General features: G+C 65.9%; 16 protein-coding genes and 1 pseudogene. 15 read left to right on the top strand and 2 right to left on the bottom strand.

Annotated features, from left to right (window positions below):
- Nucleotides 1–112 precede the first annotated feature (112 nt).
- From E6K76_01650 to waaF, 3 genes are read left to right on the top strand one after another with little or no spacing between them, the layout of a single operon-like run.
- Complete coding sequence (locus E6K76_01650; protein TMQ60484.1) at nt 113–1,150, top strand: L-threonine 3-dehydrogenase; 1,038 nt, start codon at nt 113–115, stop codon at nt 1,148–1,150.
- A complete protein-coding gene (locus E6K76_01645) occupies nt 1,147–2,346 on the top strand; it encodes a glycine C-acetyltransferase (GenBank protein ID TMQ60365.1) in 1,200 nt (399 codons plus the stop codon). Before E6K76_01650 ends, E6K76_01645 begins: the two co-directional genes overlap by 4 nt.
- Nucleotides 2,273–3,379 (top strand): lipopolysaccharide heptosyltransferase II, encoded by a 1,107-nt coding sequence (waaF, locus tag E6K76_01640; protein TMQ60364.1) that lies wholly within the window; start codon nt 2,273–2,275, stop codon nt 3,377–3,379. Before E6K76_01645 ends, waaF begins: the two co-directional genes overlap by 74 nt.
- Before the next feature lie 10 nt (nt 3,380–3,389).
- Here waaF and E6K76_01635 read toward each other — a convergent pair whose 3' ends face one another.
- Both E6K76_01635 and E6K76_01630 read right to left on the bottom strand, forming a co-directional pair.
- A complete protein-coding gene (locus E6K76_01635) occupies nt 3,390–4,466 on the bottom strand; it encodes a DUF4388 domain-containing protein (GenBank protein TMQ60363.1) in 1,077 nt (358 codons plus the stop codon).
- Nucleotides 4,467–6,401 (bottom strand): tetratricopeptide repeat protein, encoded by a 1,935-nt coding sequence (locus E6K76_01630; GenBank protein ID TMQ60362.1) that lies wholly within the window; start codon nt 6,399–6,401, stop codon nt 4,467–4,469. It abuts the gene before it with no gap.
- A gap of 112 nt (nt 6,402–6,513) precedes the next feature.
- Between E6K76_01630 and asnS the strand changes: the two genes are divergently transcribed.
- The 12 genes and pseudogenes from asnS to E6K76_01570 form a co-directional block, all read left to right on the top strand.
- Nucleotides 6,514–7,815 (top strand): asparagine--tRNA ligase, encoded by a 1,302-nt coding sequence (gene asnS / locus E6K76_01625; GenBank protein TMQ60361.1) that lies wholly within the window; start codon nt 6,514–6,516, stop codon nt 7,813–7,815.
- Nucleotides 7,816–8,236: 421 nt separating this feature from the next.
- Nucleotides 8,237–9,010 (top strand): hypothetical protein, encoded by a 774-nt coding sequence (locus E6K76_01620; GenBank protein TMQ60360.1) that lies wholly within the window; start codon nt 8,237–8,239, stop codon nt 9,008–9,010.
- Nucleotides 8,863–10,902, top strand: a complete 2,040-nt coding sequence (locus tag E6K76_01615) for a tetratricopeptide repeat protein (GenBank protein ID TMQ60359.1) — start codon at nt 8,863–8,865, stop codon at nt 10,900–10,902. Before E6K76_01620 ends, E6K76_01615 begins: the two co-directional genes overlap by 148 nt.
- A gap of 36 nt (nt 10,903–10,938) precedes the next feature.
- Complete coding sequence (locus E6K76_01610; GenBank protein TMQ60358.1) at nt 10,939–11,277, top strand: STAS domain-containing protein; 339 nt, start codon at nt 10,939–10,941, stop codon at nt 11,275–11,277.
- A gap of 70 nt (nt 11,278–11,347) precedes the next feature.
- Nucleotides 11,348–12,070 carry a MotA/TolQ/ExbB proton channel family protein gene (locus tag E6K76_01605; protein TMQ60357.1) on the top strand — a complete coding sequence of 241 codons (723 nt, stop codon included), beginning with the start codon at nt 11,348–11,350 and terminating at the stop codon, nt 12,068–12,070.
- Nucleotides 12,071–12,514 (top strand): biopolymer transporter ExbD, encoded by a 444-nt coding sequence (locus E6K76_01600; protein TMQ60356.1) that lies wholly within the window; start codon nt 12,071–12,073, stop codon nt 12,512–12,514.
- Between the two features lie 34 nt (nt 12,515–12,548).
- Nucleotides 12,549–13,061, top strand: a complete 513-nt coding sequence (locus E6K76_01595; protein ID TMQ60355.1) for a biopolymer transporter ExbD — start codon at nt 12,549–12,551, stop codon at nt 13,059–13,061.
- On the top strand, nt 13,058–13,786 hold the full coding sequence (locus E6K76_01590; protein ID TMQ60354.1) for an energy transducer TonB: 729 nt from the start codon (nt 13,058–13,060) through the stop codon (nt 13,784–13,786). The genes E6K76_01595 and E6K76_01590 overlap by 4 nt, the downstream gene beginning before the upstream one ends.
- Nucleotides 13,787–13,885: 99 nt before the next feature.
- Entirely contained in the window at nt 13,886–14,584 is a 699-nt protein-coding gene (locus E6K76_01585; GenBank protein TMQ60353.1) for a TonB family protein, read from the top strand.
- 45 nt (nt 14,585–14,629) lie between these two features.
- Nucleotides 14,630–16,121: pseudogene (locus E6K76_01580) on the top strand (efflux transporter outer membrane subunit).
- Nucleotides 16,122–16,152: 31 nt separating this feature from the next.
- A complete protein-coding gene (locus E6K76_01575; GenBank protein TMQ60352.1) occupies nt 16,153–16,986 on the top strand; it encodes an SDR family NAD(P)-dependent oxidoreductase in 834 nt (277 codons plus the stop codon).
- An 11-nt stretch (nt 16,987–16,997) separates the two neighbouring features.
- A partial coding sequence (locus E6K76_01570) for a hypothetical protein (GenBank protein TMQ60351.1) occupies nt 16,998–17,250 on the top strand: 253 nt, incomplete at its 3' end.

Here is a 17,250-nt window from a genome sequence, read left to right as displayed (position 1 = left end):
ATTCCGGGGACTCCTCTCCCATAATCCATCGACTCTGGACCTTGCGCTCACGGAGAGGAGCGACCCTGTGACCCTCGAGACCGCCACACCGGCTCAAGTGACCGTCGACCGCATGTGGGCCATCGAAAAAACCAAGCCTGAGCCCGGACTCTGGCGCGTCCAGGCCCCGGTGCCGGCAGGCGGCTCCAAGGATGTCCGCATTCGCGTGACCGCGTTCGCGATTTGCGGGACGGATCTCCACATCGTGAACTGGGACCGCTGGGCCGCCTCCCGAATCAAGACGCCGCTCGTGTTCGGGCACGAGTTCACCGGGATCGTGGACTGGGTCGGCGGTGACGTCCGCTCCGTCCAACCGGGGAATCGGGTGACGGGGGAGACCCACGTGTATTGCGGCCTTTGCTATGCCTGCCGCCGCGGCCTGCGGCATCTCTGCGAGAAAGTGGAGATCCTCGGGGTCGACCGACAGGGCGCGTTCGCCGACTTCGTCGTCCTGCCCGAGCAGAACGTGTGGAAGCTCCACCCCGATATTCCCGAGGAGATCGCGGCGGTCCACGATCCGCTCGGAAACGCGGTGCACACCGCGCTCGCCGGCCCGGTCGCCGGTCTCCAGTTCGCGGTCTTCGGCTGCGGCCCGATCGGGTGCTTCGCCGTCGGGGTGCTCAAGGCGTCGGGAGCGTCCTGGGTCGCGGCGGTCGACAAGAATCCCTTGAGGCTAGAGCTTGCGGAGCGGATGGGCGCGGACCTGGTCCTGAACGTCGAGCGCGATGCGATCGTGAAGCGAATCCTCGAGAAGACCCAGGGCCGGGGCGTCGATGGTATGCTCGAGATGTCGGGACATCCCGACGCGTTCCGGGACGGTTTCGAGGCGCTCGCGAACGGTGGCCGCGTTTCGCTCCTCGGCATTCCGTCCAAGCCGCTCGAGATCGACGTGGCCAAGGAAGTGATCTTCCGCGGAGCCGTGGTGCAGGGAATCAACGGCAGGCTCATTTTCGAAACATGGTACCGCATGGAGGCTTTGCTTCTGAGCGGCAAGCTCGACGTGCGCCCTGTGCTCACCCACGTGCTCGGCTGGTCCGATTTCGAGGAAGCTGTGGGCCTCCAGCGTTCCGGGAAAGCGGGAAAGATCGTCCTGAAGCGGGATCACCCGTGAGCGCCTCACCCGCTACCGAGAGCCCGCTCCAGTATCTGGAAGACGCGATCCTCCAGCTGAAGCGCGACGGCCTCTACCGGACGCTCCGCGAGCTCGAAGGCGAGCAGCTTCCCCGGGCGCGGTTCGACGGACGCGAAGTCATCAATCTCTCCTCGAACAACTATCTCGGCCTCACGACCCACCCGAAGCTCAAGGAGGCGGCCCTCCAAGCGGTCCGCTCGCTCGGCGTGGGGTCCGGCTCCGTCCGCACGATCGCGGGCACGATGGAGCTCCACATGGAGCTCGAGCGGCGGATCGCCGCCTTCAAGAAGACCGAAGCCTCCGTCGTGTTTCAGAGCGGGTTCGCCGCGAACGCGGGGACGGTCTCCTCGCTGCTCGGCAAAGGGGACCTCATCATCTCGGACGAGCTGAACCACGCGAGCATCATCGATGGGGCGCGGCTCTCGCGCGCGGAGATCCGGGTCTTTCCCCACCGGGACGTTTCCGGGCTCACGAGGGTGCTCGACGAAACCAAGGACGTGAAACGACGCCTCGTCATCACGGACGGGGTCTTCAGCATGGACGGGGACATCGCCCCGTTGCCCCAAATCGCGGCGCTGGCGCGGTCGCACGGGGCGATCATGATGATCGACGACGCGCACGCAAGCGGCGTCCTGGGCCGCGCCGGCCGGGGCACCGTCGATCACTACGATCTCCACGGACAGGTCGACGTCCAGGTCGGCACGCTCTCCAAGGCGATCGGCGTGCTCGGCGGCTACGTCTGCGGCTCGAAGAGCCTGATCGAGTATCTGTACCACCGCGCGAGGCCGTTTCTCTTCAGCACCTCGCATCCACCCGCCGCCGCGGCCGCTTGCCTCGCCGCGTTCGACGTGCTCGAGCAGGAGCCGGAGCGGATCGAACGGCTCTGGTCGAATACGAGGCGCTTCAAGGAGGGGCTGCGGCGCCTCCGCTTCGACACGGGATCGAGCGAGACCCCGATCACGCCGATCCTCGTCGGGGAAGCGGAGCTGGCGATGCGCTTCTCCGACCGCCTCTTCGAGCGCGGGGTCTTCGCCCAGGGTATCGGGTATCCCACCGTGGCGAAAGGGAAGGCCCGTCTACGCACGATCGTGACCGCGACCCATTCCGACGAGGATCTGGATCGCGCGCTCGCCATCCTGGCAGACGTCGGCCGCGAGCTGGGCGTCATCCCCTAGTCGGGGGACTTTCGTGTCCTCGTCGGCTTCCCCACCGCGTCCGCTTCTGGTCCGCCTTCCCAATTGGCTCGGGGATCTCGTCCAGGCCCTTCCCGTCGTCGCGGCGGCGGCGGAGGATCCGTCGCGCCGGGTGATTTTTCTCGGTCCCGCCGGCTTCGGGCCGCTCCTCGTGCCCCGGTTCCCTTCGGCCGAGTTCGTCCCCTGGTCCCGCGAGCGCCGGTTCGCCGCGGCCGGCGCGCTGAGGCGCGCGCGCCCGGGCGCGGCCCTCCTCCTCACGGACTCGCTCTCGTCGGCCATCCTCGCCGCCCTCGCTCTGATCCCGGACCGGATCGGATATGCGGCCGAGCTTCGCGGCGCCCTGCTCACGCGGCGGGTCCCGCGCTCCGCGCCATCCCGGGCCGCGCCCCGGGTCGAAGAGTACGCGGCGCTCGCGCGCGCGGCGGGGCTCTCGGTGCGCGATCCTGTGCCGCGGCTCACCGCGCTCCCGGAAGAGCGTCGGGCCGCGGTGGAGCTGCTCCGGGGCGTCGGGCGCGGCGGCGCGCCGTACGCCGTCCTGGCGCCGGGTGCCGCCTACGGCCCCGCGAAGCGGTGGGATCCCGAGCGCTTCGCGGCGGTGGCGAGGCATCTCGACTCGCGTTTCGGCGTGACCTCGATTCTTGTCGGCACGCAGGACGACGTGGTACCGGCGGCGGAGACGGAGCGTATGGCGGGGGGCTCGGCTCGAAGCCTCGTCGACGCCACCGATCTTTCCACGCTGACCGGGCTCCTCGCCGGAGCGGATCTCGTGGTGTCGAACGACTCGGGCGTCATGCATCTCGGGGCAGCGCTCGGGAGGCCGACCGTCGCGGTGTTCGGATCGACGAGCCCCGTCTGGAGCGCCGCGGATGCCCCCTGGGTGCGGAACCTGTACGCCGGCTACCCATGCTCCCCCTGTTTCCGCCGCACGTGTCCGATCGGGTACGGATGCCTTCGTTCGATCCAGCCGGATGAGGCGATCCGCGCCGCGGGCGGGCTCATCGCCGCGAGCTCGTAAGCCGGACGTCCTAGTGGGCGATCTTGGAGTAGCTGGTCCCGTCGCTTTGGTAGTCGAAGCGTCGGTAGAAGGAGGACACGGCGGCGGGGGGCAGGTACCCTTCGCGCGACATCGCCCGAAGCTCGGTGGGGTACTCGCCTCGGATGGAGCGGTAGACCTCGAGCGCGAGGGCCAAACGCTGGGACTCGTCGATGCTCGAAGAGCCCGCGGGGGCGCGGTGCGCCGTCCGCTCCACATGGGAGTAGAGCTTCGGGGTGGCCCGGGTTCCGATCGCGATCGAGAGCAGGAGAAAGAGGGCCGCGACCGGAATCGCCATGCTCCGCGGAGGAGGCGCCGCGGCCTCCTCCTTGGCGATCGGAGTGACTTTGGCGGGCGCCGCGCCGAGGGAGATCTCGACCACGCCCAGCTCGAGCAGATGGTGGAGCGCCTCGTAGACTTCGAACTCCACCAGCTTCGCCTGCGCGACGATGTCGCGTAGAGGCCGCAGGCCGTCCACGAGCGGAAGCACGCGCTGCTCGGGCGTGGTCATGTCCTTCGGCGGGGTCGCGAGCGGCTTCGGTCGAAGCACCATCGCCGGCGACGTGAGGACCTCCTTGTAGCGGACGAACTCGTCCAGCCGTCGCATCGACTCCATGAGAAGGCCTTCGGTGTTCATTCGGACGTTCGCCGCGAACTTGGGCACGGTCCTGGCGTCCCCTGAGAAGTGATAGGTGCCCGCCTTCCAAGTCAGGAGCTGGTGGAACGTGTCCTGAATCTGGCTTTCCAAGGCGTCCGTCAACTGATCGCTCGCGACGTAATTGCCGGTCAGGAGGATGTCGGTGAGCTCGCGGCGGCTCTCGGCCTCGATGGTCTCGATCTGCTTGAGCTGGGCCTCGGTGATGAAGCCGGTTTGAACCAGAAACGTCTTGAGGGGGTCGCGCGTGTTCCGGCGCCGGTCGCGGGTCGAGACGACCCGGCCCCCTTCGAAGAAGATGACCGCGACGTCCGCGCCTGCCGTGAGCTTGAGCACCCCCGATTTTTGCTGGACGGAGATCAGCTGGAGAATCTCCGGGAGGCTGAAATCGTCGAGGTTTCCTTGGAGGGCCATCTAGAGCCTGCCTCCCTCGGCCTTCGCGCGCGGGGCGGTGCGTTCCGAGAGGCGGCCGATGCCGTGGGTGATGCTCGGCACCTTGGCCGAGGTCTTCGCGTAGTAGCGCGCGACGGTGAGCGCGTAGGTCAGGGCGAAGAGCAGGGTCAGGGGGATTCGCTTCGCCCAGCCCGCCGAGTTGAGCGGCAGCACGTCGACCGACGGGACCAGCGAGCCGTTTCCAACCACGAGCACCGCTGCCAGGACCATGACCAGGATCGCGAGGAACCCGCTCAAGCTCGCCCCGCGGAGCATCTGCCCCGCGCCGGGGAGAAGGAACGTCGTGGCTGTCTCCCAGAAGGTCCTGCGTCGTGCCGCCCGGCGATCCCGCCCGGTGAGGAGGAGCCGGGTGAATTCCATCGATTTCAGTCCCCTGACCGCGGCGAAGCACCCTTCACAGAAGGCGCGCTGCTGCATGCGGAAGACGCAGCGGCGGCAGACCACCTTTTGGCAGTTCGAGCACTGGAGCGTCGCGAGCGCCCGGCCCAGGATCTGTCCCAGCCCCGCGAAGAGAAGAAAGAGGGAGACGAGAAAAAAGATCGCGAACGGGGGCGGCGGCGCGAGCCGCTCGAGAAAGGCGACGTAGGGGTTCCCCTCTGTGGCCGCGATTCCGCGTTCCGGCGCGGTCCTGCGCGCGAGATCCCAGAGCACCTTGACCGGGGGCATGGCTTCCATGACCGTGCGATTGAGCTGAGGCGCCGAGATGCGACTCATGTCGCGGACGCGGTCAAAGGCGAGCGACGACGCGATCGACTGTTCTCGGTTCGCTTCGGCGAAGAGGAGCTGCTTCGTGTAGGTCTGCGCGAGGTTGAAATGCGGCTCGACCGCCCGCGGCGCTGCTTTCGCGGCGGCTTCGTAGGCCTCGTGCGCCCGGGGGTAATCCTCGCGCGCGAAGTACACGTTCCCGAGGTTGGTCAAGGTCCACGCGGTGTTGGGACGGAGCGCGGCCGCCCGGGCGAGCAGGCGCTCCGCGGACTCCAAATCTCCTTCGCGCCGAGCGATCGTCCCCGCGGTGAAAGGATAGAGGGGCTCCGCCGGGTCCCGCGACTCGAGCGCCATGAGCCCGGTCCGGATCTCGGGATCGGAGCCCGAGCGGAGCGCACGATCGACGAGGAGGCTCGGCTCCTCCAGGCTCGGCGGTCCCGCCCACGGCGCGACCGACCTCAGAAAGCTCGAGAGCGCGATCGCCGAAACGATGAAGAGCCCTACCAGAAACGCCTCGCGCCGGGTCACCCGGAAGGAGAGCAACCCGGCATAGACCGTCGCGGTGGGAATCGCGCCCAGCCCCCAGAGGAGCGGCGAGAGCGCGATGATCGTCGCGCCGCCGCGGGCGAGGCGGCCCTTCGAGCGGCCGACCAGCTCGAGAATCACGTGGATCAGATGCGGCAGATGCCGAAGGGTGATCCCGGCGATCGCGACCAGGAGGCCAACCGTCCAGACCACGAGAAAGGCGGTCAGCGTGTTGGCGAGGAGGTGTCGCTGCCAGGCGTAAGTCCGGCCCACGATCCGGAGCGCCTCACCGAGCTCTCCGACCGCGCGCTCGGGGTTCTTGAACGCGAGAAGCCGCGCGAGCGTGAAATGGGGATCGGGGTACTCGGGATCGAACTCCGCCGCCGCCGCGAGGAGCCGCGCGGCTTCGGGATCCTCTCCCTTGGCGAGCGATACGAGCGCCTCGCGATAGCGAGCTTGGGCCGGCGCGAGGGCACGGATCTGTCCCGCGTTCCGCATCTGCTCCAGCTCGTCCCGCACCGCGTCCGGACCGGCATAGGCCGCCGCCAGCTCCACCGGGGCCGGTCCTAGGGGCGCGACCAGCGCGAGCGTCAGCGGGCCCGCCACCGCGAAAACGAGCGGCTTGAGCCATGCGCGTCGAGATCTCGAGGGCTCAATTCGCGCCACGGCCGCACGTTAGGCGCGCGGCGTCGGGGGTGTCAAGGGAAATGTCCCCCGACATGCTATCCTCGGCGCTTCGGGGCCGCGAATCCATCGCATCGCAGCGGAGGTGGGAACCATGAGTCGGAAAGCGACCCGGATCGGGGCGCTACGGGAGAGAATCGGCGACGAAGTCCTGCTCGAGGGGTGGCTCTACAATCGTCGCTCCAGCGGCAAGCTCGAGTTCCTTCTCGTGCGTGACGGGAGCGGGACCGTTCAGTGCGTCGCGGCAAAAGCCGAGCTTCCCGAAGAGGTCTTCGCGCGTTGCGCGACCGTGACGCAGGAATCCTCGCTCCGCGTCACCGGCGTCGTGCGCGAGGACAAGCGCGCGCCGAGCGGCGTCGAGATCTCCCTCCGCGGCATCGAGATCGTCGGAGCGAGCGTCGACTTCCCGATCACGCCGAAAGAACACGGCCCCTCCTTCCTTCTGGATCAACGCCATCTCTGGATACGGTCCCAGCGCCAGGCGGCGGTTCTGAAAATCCGCCACACGCTTGTCCAGGCCTGCCGCGATTGGCTCGACGCCGACGGGTTCATCCTTGCCGACGCGCCGATCTTCACGCCGTCCGCCTGCGAGGGCACGACCACGCTGTTCGAGACCCAGTACTTCGACGAAAAGGCGTACCTGACCCAAAGCGGGCAGCTCTATAACGAGGCGACCGCGATGGCCTTCGGGAAGAGCTACTGTTTCGGCCCGACCTTTCGCGCCGAAAAATCCAAGACCCGGCGGCATCTGATCGAGTTTTGGATGGTGGAGCCCGAGGTGGCTTTCGCCACGCTGGACGACGTCATGGATCTGATCGAGCGCTTCGTGGAGGGGATCGTGGGCCGGATCCTCGAGGAGCGGCGCGAGGAGCTCAAGGTTCTCGAGCGCGACACCGCACCTCTCGAGCGCGTCCGGACCCCGTTTCCAAGGCTTTCTTACGACGAGGCGGCGCGTGTCTTGAAACAGGAGAAGGCGCTTCCGTTCGAGTGGGGGGCCGATTTCGGAGCGACCGACGAGACGGCCCTGACCGAACAGTACGACCGGCCGTTCTTTGTGCACAGGTTTCCGGCGGCGGTGAAGGCCTTCTATATGAAGCGGGATCCGGACGACGATCGGCTCTCCCTCTCATGCGACCTTCTCGCTCCCGAAGGGTATGGGGAGATCGTCGGCGGCGGCGAGAGGGAGGACAGCCTGGAGCGGCTGGTCGGGCGGATCCAGGAGCACAAGCTCCCGGTCGACGCCTTCGAGTGGTACCTCGACCTCCGGCGTTACGGCTCCGTGCCGCACAGCGGTTTCGGGATGGGAATCGAGCGCACGCTCACCTGGTTGTGCGGCATCGAGCACCTCCGGGAGACGATCCCATTTCCACGGATGCTGAACCGCCTGCGCCCGTAGGACGGCGGCGGTCCACGGCGAGAATTCCGTTGACAGAATCTCCCGCCCTGCACTAGGTTCCAGCCTCTTTTCGATCCCACGACGCGCTTCGTGCCACCCTCGCATGGGTGGCGTTTTTGCGAGCAGCCGGGGCTTCTTTCACGGAGCGGCATCCGGTCCGCTGGAGGGCCGGGGGAAGGAATAATCGGAAGCGGAACGGGGTACTACGGAGCAGGAACCGTTCCGCCCCGTAACGGGCGGCGTTGACATCGGCTGGAGGGGTGGGTACTCTGAAACGGTGAGAGTTAGAGGCCGGGCGCAGAGGCACCGGCTGATTTGGGCGACCGCAACGCTGGCCGCATCATGCCTTGGCTCGTGTTCGTCGCCATCCCCCCCGCGCGAGAGCGCTCCCGCACCGCTTGTCCTTGCCGGCGCCGAGCATATGGTCCCTTTGCTTCGCGGAGAGATACGGGCCTTTGCGGATCGGAATCCCAAGGCGCCCGAGATCCGCGTCGCCCCGAATGGTTCGGCCGAAGGGATGGAGCAGCTCGTCAACGGCGAAGTGACCATGTCCATCTTGACGAGAGAGCTGACGGATCCTGAAATCCGGGCCGCGGTGGCGCGGGAGGGTTTGAACGCCTTCGCGGTCGCCTGGGACGGCGTCGCGGTGATTGTGAACCCGCGCTCGCCGGTTCGCCAGATCTCGAGGACCGAGCTGGGCGCCGTGTACCGGGGTAGCGTCGTGGACTGGTCGGACCTGGGTTGGAAAGAGGGGGGTGCCGTCGTCCCGCTCACCAGCGGCCCGAGGCTCGGGCTCTACGAGTTCGTCCAGCAAGCCTTGCTGGGAGGGGAGCCCTACGGACCGGGCGTCTACGCCCAGAAAAGCGAGCGGGAGATCGTCGACATCGTGGCGTCACGGCCGAATGCGATCGCCTGCGTTTCGCGCGAATTCGTGGAGGGGCGCGTGCGGGCCCTCGCCGTGTCGTCGGCGGTCGGATTTCCGTACGTGGCGCTGGATCGGGAGACACTGATGCTGAGAACCTATCCGCTCTTGCGCAGCATTTCTCTGTGCACGCGAGGAAACCCCCCGGGTACCGCGACCGATTTCATCAATTTCGTGACCAGCGTGGACGGGCAGCAGATCGTGGCCAGGTACGGATACGCGCCGGCGACGGTTTCCGTTCACGTCGTGCGCACCGCAGAGGAGGCACAGTGAACCGGGCATTCCACCGCGTTCTGCCCGCGCTCGTGGTCGGAGGGCTCCTCGCGGCCGCCGCCGCGGTCTACGCGCTCTCATCGGGCGACATCATCAAGCAGGGTGTGGAGGCCTATCGCGGGGGTAACTACAAGCGCGCCCTGGAGCTTTTCACCCAGGCGCTGCGCCTCGATCCTGGCGGGGCGAAGCCTCACTATTTCATCGGGAGCGCCCTTGAGAAGCTGGGGGAGCCCGACAGCGCCATGGCCGAATACCAGACCGCCGTTCGGATCGATCCCAAGTACGTCGAGGCCTTGACCGGGCTGGGAAATCTCCTCCGCAAGCAAGGGAAGCTGGAGGAGGGGACCGCGGGGCTCCAGGAAGCGGTGAAGTACAACCCGAAGGACCCGCCCGCCCTCTACGCCCTGGGGCAGGCCTACCTCAAGGACAAGAAGTGGGACCAAGCGCTCGCCGTGTTCCGCAAGGGGACCCTGCTCAAGCAGGGGCGTGCGCTTTTCCTCGACGGCGTGGCCCTCGCCCTGGAAGGTAAGGGTGAGATCAAACAGGCCGAGGAGATGTTTATCCGCGCCCGCGAAACCGATCCCAATAATCTTCGCGTGAGGCTGGACCTCGGCGGCTTCTACGAGCGCAAGAAAATCCCGGTGCTCGCCGCGCCGGAGTACGTGAAGGCGGCCGAGCTGGATCCCAAGAATCCCGAGGCGCATTACCTCGCGGGGCGGGCGCTGGTCGCGATGAACGAGTTCAACGCGGGACTCTCCTCGTTCATGCGGGCGATCGAGGTGGATTCGACCTCCGCTCCCGCCTATCTGGAAGCGGGGCGCCTGTACTTCCGCGCGAACCGTCCCCAGGACGCGGCCGACAAATTCCGGGCGTACACGGGATTCAAGCCCGACGATCCCGAGGGCTACATCGAGCTGGGCCGCGCCCTCGCGAAGAGCCCGGTCCCGGGGGACCGCGAAGAGGCGATCGTCGTGCTGGAGAAGGCGAACGAGTTGCTCGAGAAGGCGAACGAGGGAGCGCCGAGCGAGGGAAAGCCCAAGAACTGCGAGGTCGTGGGCGCGCTCGGGAAGCTCTACTTCGACAAGCGCGACAACGAGAATGCGCTCAAGTATTACGACCTGTACGCGCAGTGCGCGGACACGCTCATGACCGCCGAGGAGCACCTGAGGCTCGGCACGCTCTACGTCGCCGTCAAGGACTCGGCCAAAGCGGCTCCCCAGCTCTCGCGCGCGCTCGAGATGGACTCCACGCTCGCCAGGGACGCGAACTTCCAGCTGGGATTCCTCTACTTCGCGCGCCAGGATCATGCGCGCGCGATCCCGTACTTCGAATCGGCGCTCAAAGCCGATTCGACCTTCATGCCGGCGCTCCTGAATCTCGGTCTGGCGAAGCTCGCGGTGAAGGAGTCGGCCGCGGGGGTGGACATTCTCCGCCGCGCCCTGGCGGTGAACCCGAAAGAGACCCGGGCGCGGGTCTGGATCGCGCAGACTCTGACCGCGCTCGACTCGCTTCCTGAGGCCTTCGAAATGTACCAGTCCGCGATCGCGCAGGATTCCACGAACGCCGAAGCGTGTCGGGGGGCCGGGGTCGTGCTCCTGCTCCAGAAGAACTGGCCCGAAGCGGTCGGCTATCTCGAGCGTGGCGTACAGCTCGAGCCGGAGAATCTCCAGGGTCACGTCTGGCTCGCGCAGGCCTACTCGAACAGCGGCGACATTTCGAAGGCAAAGATCGAGTTCAACAAGGCCCTGGACATCGATCCGAACAACAAGGACGCATCCAGGGGATTGGAGCTGATTCGAAAATACGAGCAGCAAAAGGCGCTGAAGAAGAGCGGCGCGACACCGAGCGGGGCGGCACCCAGCGCGGCGAAATCGGGCGGGGGGACACCCTAGGAAAGGGCGGCAAGGCGCCGCGGAGAGGGAGGTACGATGAGTCTGGATGTCCGAACCGTGGGCGACGTCACGAGTCTCACGCCGAAAGGGATGCTCCTTGGCGGCAAGGAAACGGACGAGCTCCAAGGCAAGATCAAGGAGCTGGCGGAAGCGGGCAACAAGAAGCTTCTGATCAATCTGGGCCAGACCTCGTTCATGAACAGCGTCTCCCTGGGCGTGCTGATCGCCGCCCACAGCAACTACGCCAAGCGGGGAGCCAAGATGAAACTTTGCGCGGTGGACAAGAAGATCCAAAATATCTTCGTCGTGACCAAGCTCTCCCTGGTGTTCGACGTTTACGAGACAGAAGAAGAGGCGTTGAAGAGCTTTCACTAGTGGTGGTTGCCCGAGCGGGATGCATGTTGCATACTGAGAGTTCGTCCAACTGGAATCGGAGGAGGTCGAGGTGAAACAAGGTGTGTTCATGACGATTGTGGGCGCGATCGCGCTCGGGATCGCGATCGTGGTTTACATGTTCTTGCCCGAGTACATCAAGAAGGGCGGGCCCCTGGTTGCCCTCCTCATCATGCTCTCGATCATGTCAGTGACCCTCACGTTCGAGCGGCTCTTCACACTCAACCGCGCGCGCGGGAGGCAGCCGCTTCCGGTGTTCATGCGGAGCGTGCGCCAGAAGATCGACGCGATGGATATCGAGGGCGCCGCCGACCTGTGCGCCAAACAGCGCGGATCGCTCGCGAACGTGCTCCGCGCGGGCCTGGATCGATACGCGGTGGTCCGCACGGTGAACCTGGACCTCAAGACGCGGATGGAAGAGGTGCAGAAGGCGATGGAGGAGGCGAACATGCTGGAGGTGCCGCTCCTCGAGCGCAATTTGATCGCCCTCGCGACGATTGCGTCGATCGCCACGATGGTCGGACTTCTGGGCACGGTCATCGGGATGATTCGCTCCTTCGCCGCGTTGGGGCACACCGGCTCGGTGGACGCGGTGAAGCTGGCGCTCGGCATTTCGGAGGCGCTCATCAACACGGCGGGCGGGCTCTTCGTCGCGATCTTCTCGATCGTGCTCTACAACGTGTTCGTCACGATGATCGATAACTTCAATTACATGATGGACGAGGCAAGCCTCGAGGTGGTCGAGGTCCTGTCCCTGAAAGAGGCGAGGAAGTAAATGCCAGCGAAGAAGCTCCGGCGCATCGGCATCAAGATCGATATGACGCCCATGGTCGACGTCGCGTTTCTCCTCTTGATCTTCTTCATGTCGACCTCGCAGTTCGATCCTCCGCAGAAGGTGCCGATCACGATTCCCGACAGCCATTCCAACTTGAAAGTCCCGGAGTCGGACGTGATGATCATCGGGGTTTCCAAGGACAACCGGATTCTGTATCAAATCGGCAAGAGTCCGCAGGAGTACACGGATATCACGAATTTGGAGAATATCGTGGCCGATGCCCGCCACCGGAATATCAGGCTGCGGGTGGCGATCAAAGCCGACAAGCTCGCGGACTACGGAACCATGGAAGACATCATGGCGGTCATGCAGAAAACCAATACGATCACGTTCAGCTTGGTCACGGAGCTCGTGACCAGTAAGAAATCCGCGCTGGCGCACTGATCCGCGCGGTGATTCGCGGAAGGAGCATTCTCCGATGGGTGCCGTAGACACCCCAGAATCTGGCGTAAAACACAAAAAGGGCAAGAGGCGCAAGCCGAAGCGCATCGGGATCAAGATCGACATGACCCCGATGGTGGACGTGGCCTTCCTCCTCCTCATTTTCTTCATGTGCACGACGGTGTTCCGCAAACCGCAAGCGCTCGAAATCAATCTGCCCCCGGACCCGAACGCCAAAGTCGAGATCGCGGAGTCGAACGTGATGACGGTCCGCGTGATCGCGCCCGAGGACAGCACGCGCGGCGACGTGCGCGTCTTCTGGAGGCTCGGCAAGGAGCCCTTTCAGGAAGCGAACATCGACAAGCTCGAGTCGATCTTCGAGACGGAGGGTAAGAAAAATCCAAAGTTGGTCGTGCTCTTGAAGATCGACAGAAAGGCCAAGTACCGGTACATGGTCGACATCATCGACCAGCTCCAGTTCGCCGAGCTGAACCGCTTCTCCTTGGCGCCGCTCCTGCCCGAGGAAAAGAAGGAGGTGGAGACGCTGTGACGTCGACCACCGCGGCGACAACTCTGGATTTCAGGGATACGAGCGAGCGCGTCCCGATCGGCGCGGCGGACCTCAAGGCGAACGCGCAGCGGCTCCTCAAGAAGGCGCTGATCATTTCCGCCGCGATCCACCTGAGCCTCGTCGGGCTCTACGTTCTGGCCACGATCTGGAAGCCGAGAGACGATACGGAGTACACGGGCCGCGTCATCCGCCTCCAGACGCTGCCGCCCCCGCCGTCGCTCTCCAACGCGCCGCCGCCGCCCGTGATTCCGAACCAGCCTATCGTGAAGCCGACGATCGGGACCCCGGTGCCGGTGCCGGACGCCCAGGCGCCCGAGCAGACGATCATGACGCAGCAGGAAATTGCCGCGCTCACGGCGCCGGTCGGCGTGGGCGGTTCGGGGAAGGACAGCCTCGTCATCACGACGGAAGAGCTTCCCTCGGAGGGGGAGTTCGTTTACTACGAGGATCCGCCGGTGCCGGTGACCCAGGTGCAGCCCGCGTATCCCGAGTTCGCGCGGGAGGCCCAGATCCAGGGCAAGGTCGTTCTCCATGTGCTCGTAGACAAGAACGGCCGCGTCAAGAACGTGAAGGTGATCCGGGGGGTGACGGGGCTCAACGAGGCCGCGGTGGACGCCATCAAGAAATGGGTATTCAAGCCGGCGCTCAGCAACAACAAACCGGTGGCGGTATGGGTGGAAGTCCCGATGGACTTCCACTTCTAGGATCCTTTTCTAGGAACCTCCGCCCCTTTCTGGAACAAGAGGCCTACCCCCCTCGGGCAGGCCTCGTTCGCTTTCATCCGCCGGGATGGAGCCCACGCCATGGTATCCGCATTCGCATCTTCACCGCCACCGTTTCGCTTCGGCCCAGGGGATCTCCGGGCGAACGCTCGGAAATTTCTCGAATGCGCGCTCCTGTTTTCCGCCCTGGTGCACCTCACGGTCGTCGGATTCATTCGGGTGGCGAGTGAAAGGGGTTCGCGCCGGGGGGAACAGCGGCCAGAAGGAAAACCGGAGCAAGCTCACACCGTGAATCTGCTCGTGCCGCTTGACCTGCCGCCGCTCATCGTCCGAACATCGGGGTTGGCCAGCGCGAAGGACGGAGTTGTCGAGCCCGTTCCCCCGCGGCAGGATTTCCAATGGTCTGACTTCGGCTTTTCTCGCCCGGCGAAACCGATCGGCGCGGAGGGCGAGGGTGGAATAAACAAAGGCCCGCCGCGCCCGGCTTCCCCCGAGGTCCTGCCCGCGTTCCGGGCCGTCGACAGCCCACCCGAGCTGATCGATGCCCCGAAGCCCGCCTATCCCGACTGGGCGAAGGACGCGGGTGTCGAGGGCAGGGTCCTGCTTCGCGTGCTCGTGGGAACGGACGGACACCCGAGGAAGGTCATCGTGGCGGGCGGGCTGCGGGCCCTGGGGGAAGACGCCGTGAAGGCGGTGATGGGCTGGACGTTCCACCCGGGACTCTCGAACGGGAATCCTGTCGAGGTCTGGGTCGAAGTACCCGTTCTCTATCGGCTGTAGGCGGCGCGGGCCGCCCGGCCGGGCGGTGTCCCCGAAAGGACCATCATGCTCGCCCACACGCGCTCTCTATCCGTTCTGCTGACTGCCAGCCTCATGACGGACTGCGCGGTCGGGCCGCGCTACAAAGCGCCCGAGATTCAACTGTCCGCACAGTTCCTTGGCCAGCAAGGTGTCGAGCGACGGGAGGTCCAGAGCAAGGCCGACCTCCAGCGCTGGTGGGCCAGCTTCGATGATCCGGCGCTGACGCGCTTCGTCTCGCTGGCCCTCGAACAGAACCTGGAGCTCGCCCAAGCAGCGGCACGTGTCGCGCAATCGCGCGCCGCATTGCGCGTCGCCGGTGCGGCGCTGCTTCCGTCCGGCCAGGTGAGCGCGCAAGGTGCGACGGTCTATCAGTCGGTCGAGACGCCGCTCGGACGGGTGGTCGCCGCGACACCCGATTTCGACCGCGCGGGAAGTTCCTACGAGGTGAACCTCGGCGCGAGCTGGGAAGTCGATGTGTTCGGCGGTCTGCGCCGCGGGCACGAAGCGGCGCGCGCGGAGTACGCGGCGTCTGAAGCGGGCGCGGTCGCGATCCGGCTTGCCGTCGCCGCACAGACCGCGGACGTGTATGTCACGATCCGGGGCTTACAGGGGCGCCTCGCGATTGCCCGGCAGCAAGCCGAAACCCGCCGGCAGTTGCTCACCTTGGTCAAGCTCCTGTACGGAAGGGGCATCGCTGCCGAACTCCAGGTGAACCAGGCCGAGGGTGCGCTCGCTCAAGTCGAGGCGCAGATCCCGGTCCTGGAAGCCGGGCTCGAGACGGCGATGAACGCGCTGGACGTGCTGCTCGCCGTGCAGCCGGGAACCTATCGTTCAGAACTCAGCCCGGCGATGCCGGTCCCTGTCCCGCCGGGCATCGTCGAGACTGGCACGCCAGCCGACATGATCCGGCGCCGGCCGGATCTCATCGTGGCCGAGCGGCGTCTTGCGTCCGCCAATGCGCGGATCGGCGTGGCGATGTCGGAGTACTACCCCAAGTTCTCGCTCGGCGCGCTGCTGGGCACCGCCACCACGATCTCGGGCGGCAATCTGTTCACCAGCGGGGCGAACCAAGCCCTGGGTGTTCTCGGCCTGCGGTGGCGCCTCTTCGACTTCGGCCGCGTCGATGCACAAATCGTCGCCGCGCGCGGTCAGGAAGTCGAAGTGCTGGCGGCATACCGGCTGGCCGTGTTGCGGGCGACCGAGGACGTCGAGAACGCCTTCGCCGCCCTCGTCAAACGCGAAGCCCAGGTCGGCATCCTCACGCAGGGTGAATCATCGCTGGCGCGTGCGCGCGAGAGCGCCGATGCGGCCTATAGGGGCGGCGTCATCAGCCTGATCGAGGTGCTGGACGCTGACAGCAACTTGCTGCAGGTGCGCGACGCGAAGGCGCAAGCGCAAACAGGCGCGCGCCGCCATTGCCTCGTTCCGCGCCTTGGGAGGCGGATGGGATGCGCGACAACATCCCTGCGGCGCCGCTCCCGCCGCGACCCAGGATCAAGCGCGGTTTCCACAGTGATCCATTCATGACGGAGCATGGAGTACACGCCATGACGACAGACAACTCGTGGGTTCTCATCACCGGCGCATCGAGCGGATTCGGCGCGGAGTTCGCCCGCCAGTACGCGGCGCAAGGCCATTCTCTGGTTCTGGTGGCGCGTCGGTTGGACCGGCTTGAAACCCTCGCCGAGGAATTGCGCCAGCAGTACGGCATCGATGTCGTCGTGGAGCAAGTCGATCTCTCGGATGTTGCGGCAGTCATCCACCTGCATCAGCGGCTTCGCGAGCGAGGCATTGCGATCGACATCCTGATCAACAACGCCGGCCACGGACTGCAAGGCACGTTCGTGGATGGCACGCTGGACGCGGCACTGGCGATGCTGCAGCTGGAGGTCGTGAGCCTGACGGCGGTCACGCACGTCTTTGCGCAGGACATGCGGACGCGCGGACGCGGGAAGATTCTGCTGGTCGCCAGCCTGCTGGCCTATCAGGGCGTGGAGAAGTTCGCAGTGTACGCGGCCGCAAAGGCGTACGTGTTGCGTCTAGGTGAAGCCCTTCATCGCGAACTCAAACGCGACGGCGTCATGGTGACCGTGCTGTGCCCGGGTATGTCGGACACCGGATTCGCCACGGCAGCGCAGCAGAAGATCACGCCCGCGTTGAAGCTCCTCATGATGCAGCCGGCACCCGTGGTGCGAGCCGGGATCCGTGCGTTGCAGGCCGGGCGCATCAGCGTCGTGCCTGGCTGGGCGAACAAGGCCACCGTGATGTTCACAAGGGCCACGCCTCGCTCGCTCCATCAAGCCGTGTTCGCTCGCATCATGGGTGCCGCAGCTGATCGCGGCGATGCGCACACCGCGCCTGTCAAGGTCGCGCGGCGATAGGGAGGACTCCCATGACAACCACCATGTCCGAACTGAACCGCAAAGCCGCCAGCCGGTCCGACCGGGAGCGCTTCGTTAACATCCTCGCCGTCCAGCGTGCCGCCTATCTTCGCGAGCGGGCACCGTCGCGGACGAAGCGGCGCCATGATCTGAAGAAGTTCAAGGCGGCCATGCTCGCGCGACGCAGCGCCATCGAGGACGCGATCAGCACCGACTTCGACCATCGCTCACGTCACGAGAAGATCGCGCATGAGGAGATCTTCG

The sequence above is a fragment of the Candidatus Eisenbacteria bacterium genome, from assembly GCA_005893275.1.
Taxonomy (GTDB): Bacteria; Eisenbacteria; RBG-16-71-46; order SZUA-252; family SZUA-252; genus WS-7.
The sequence above is the reverse complement of the archived record's forward strand: the minus strand, read 5'-3'. Positions and strand labels throughout refer to the sequence as shown.

Coding starts and splice junctions, on each gene's coding strand:
- E6K76_01620 (TMQ60360.1), top strand. CDS start 8,237: ATGGTCCCTTTGCTTCGCGGAGAGATACGGGCCTTTGCGGATCGGAAT.
- asnS (TMQ60361.1), top strand. CDS start 6,514: ATGAGTCGGAAAGCGACCCGGATCGGGGCGCTACGGGAGAGAATCGGC.
- E6K76_01600 (TMQ60356.1), top strand. CDS start 12,071: ATGCCAGCGAAGAAGCTCCGGCGCATCGGCATCAAGATCGATATGACG.
- E6K76_01635 (TMQ60363.1), bottom strand. CDS start 4,466: ATGGCCCTCCAAGGAAACCTCGACGATTTCAGCCTCCCGGAGATTCTC.
- E6K76_01575 (TMQ60352.1), top strand. CDS start 16,153: ATGACGACAGACAACTCGTGGGTTCTCATCACCGGCGCATCGAGCGGA.
- E6K76_01585 (TMQ60353.1), top strand. CDS start 13,886: ATGGTATCCGCATTCGCATCTTCACCGCCACCGTTTCGCTTCGGCCCA.
- E6K76_01650 (TMQ60484.1), top strand. CDS start 113: ATGTGGGCCATCGAAAAAACCAAGCCTGAGCCCGGACTCTGGCGCGTC.
- E6K76_01610 (TMQ60358.1), top strand. CDS start 10,939: ATGAGTCTGGATGTCCGAACCGTGGGCGACGTCACGAGTCTCACGCCG.
- E6K76_01595 (TMQ60355.1), top strand. CDS start 12,549: ATGGGTGCCGTAGACACCCCAGAATCTGGCGTAAAACACAAAAAGGGC.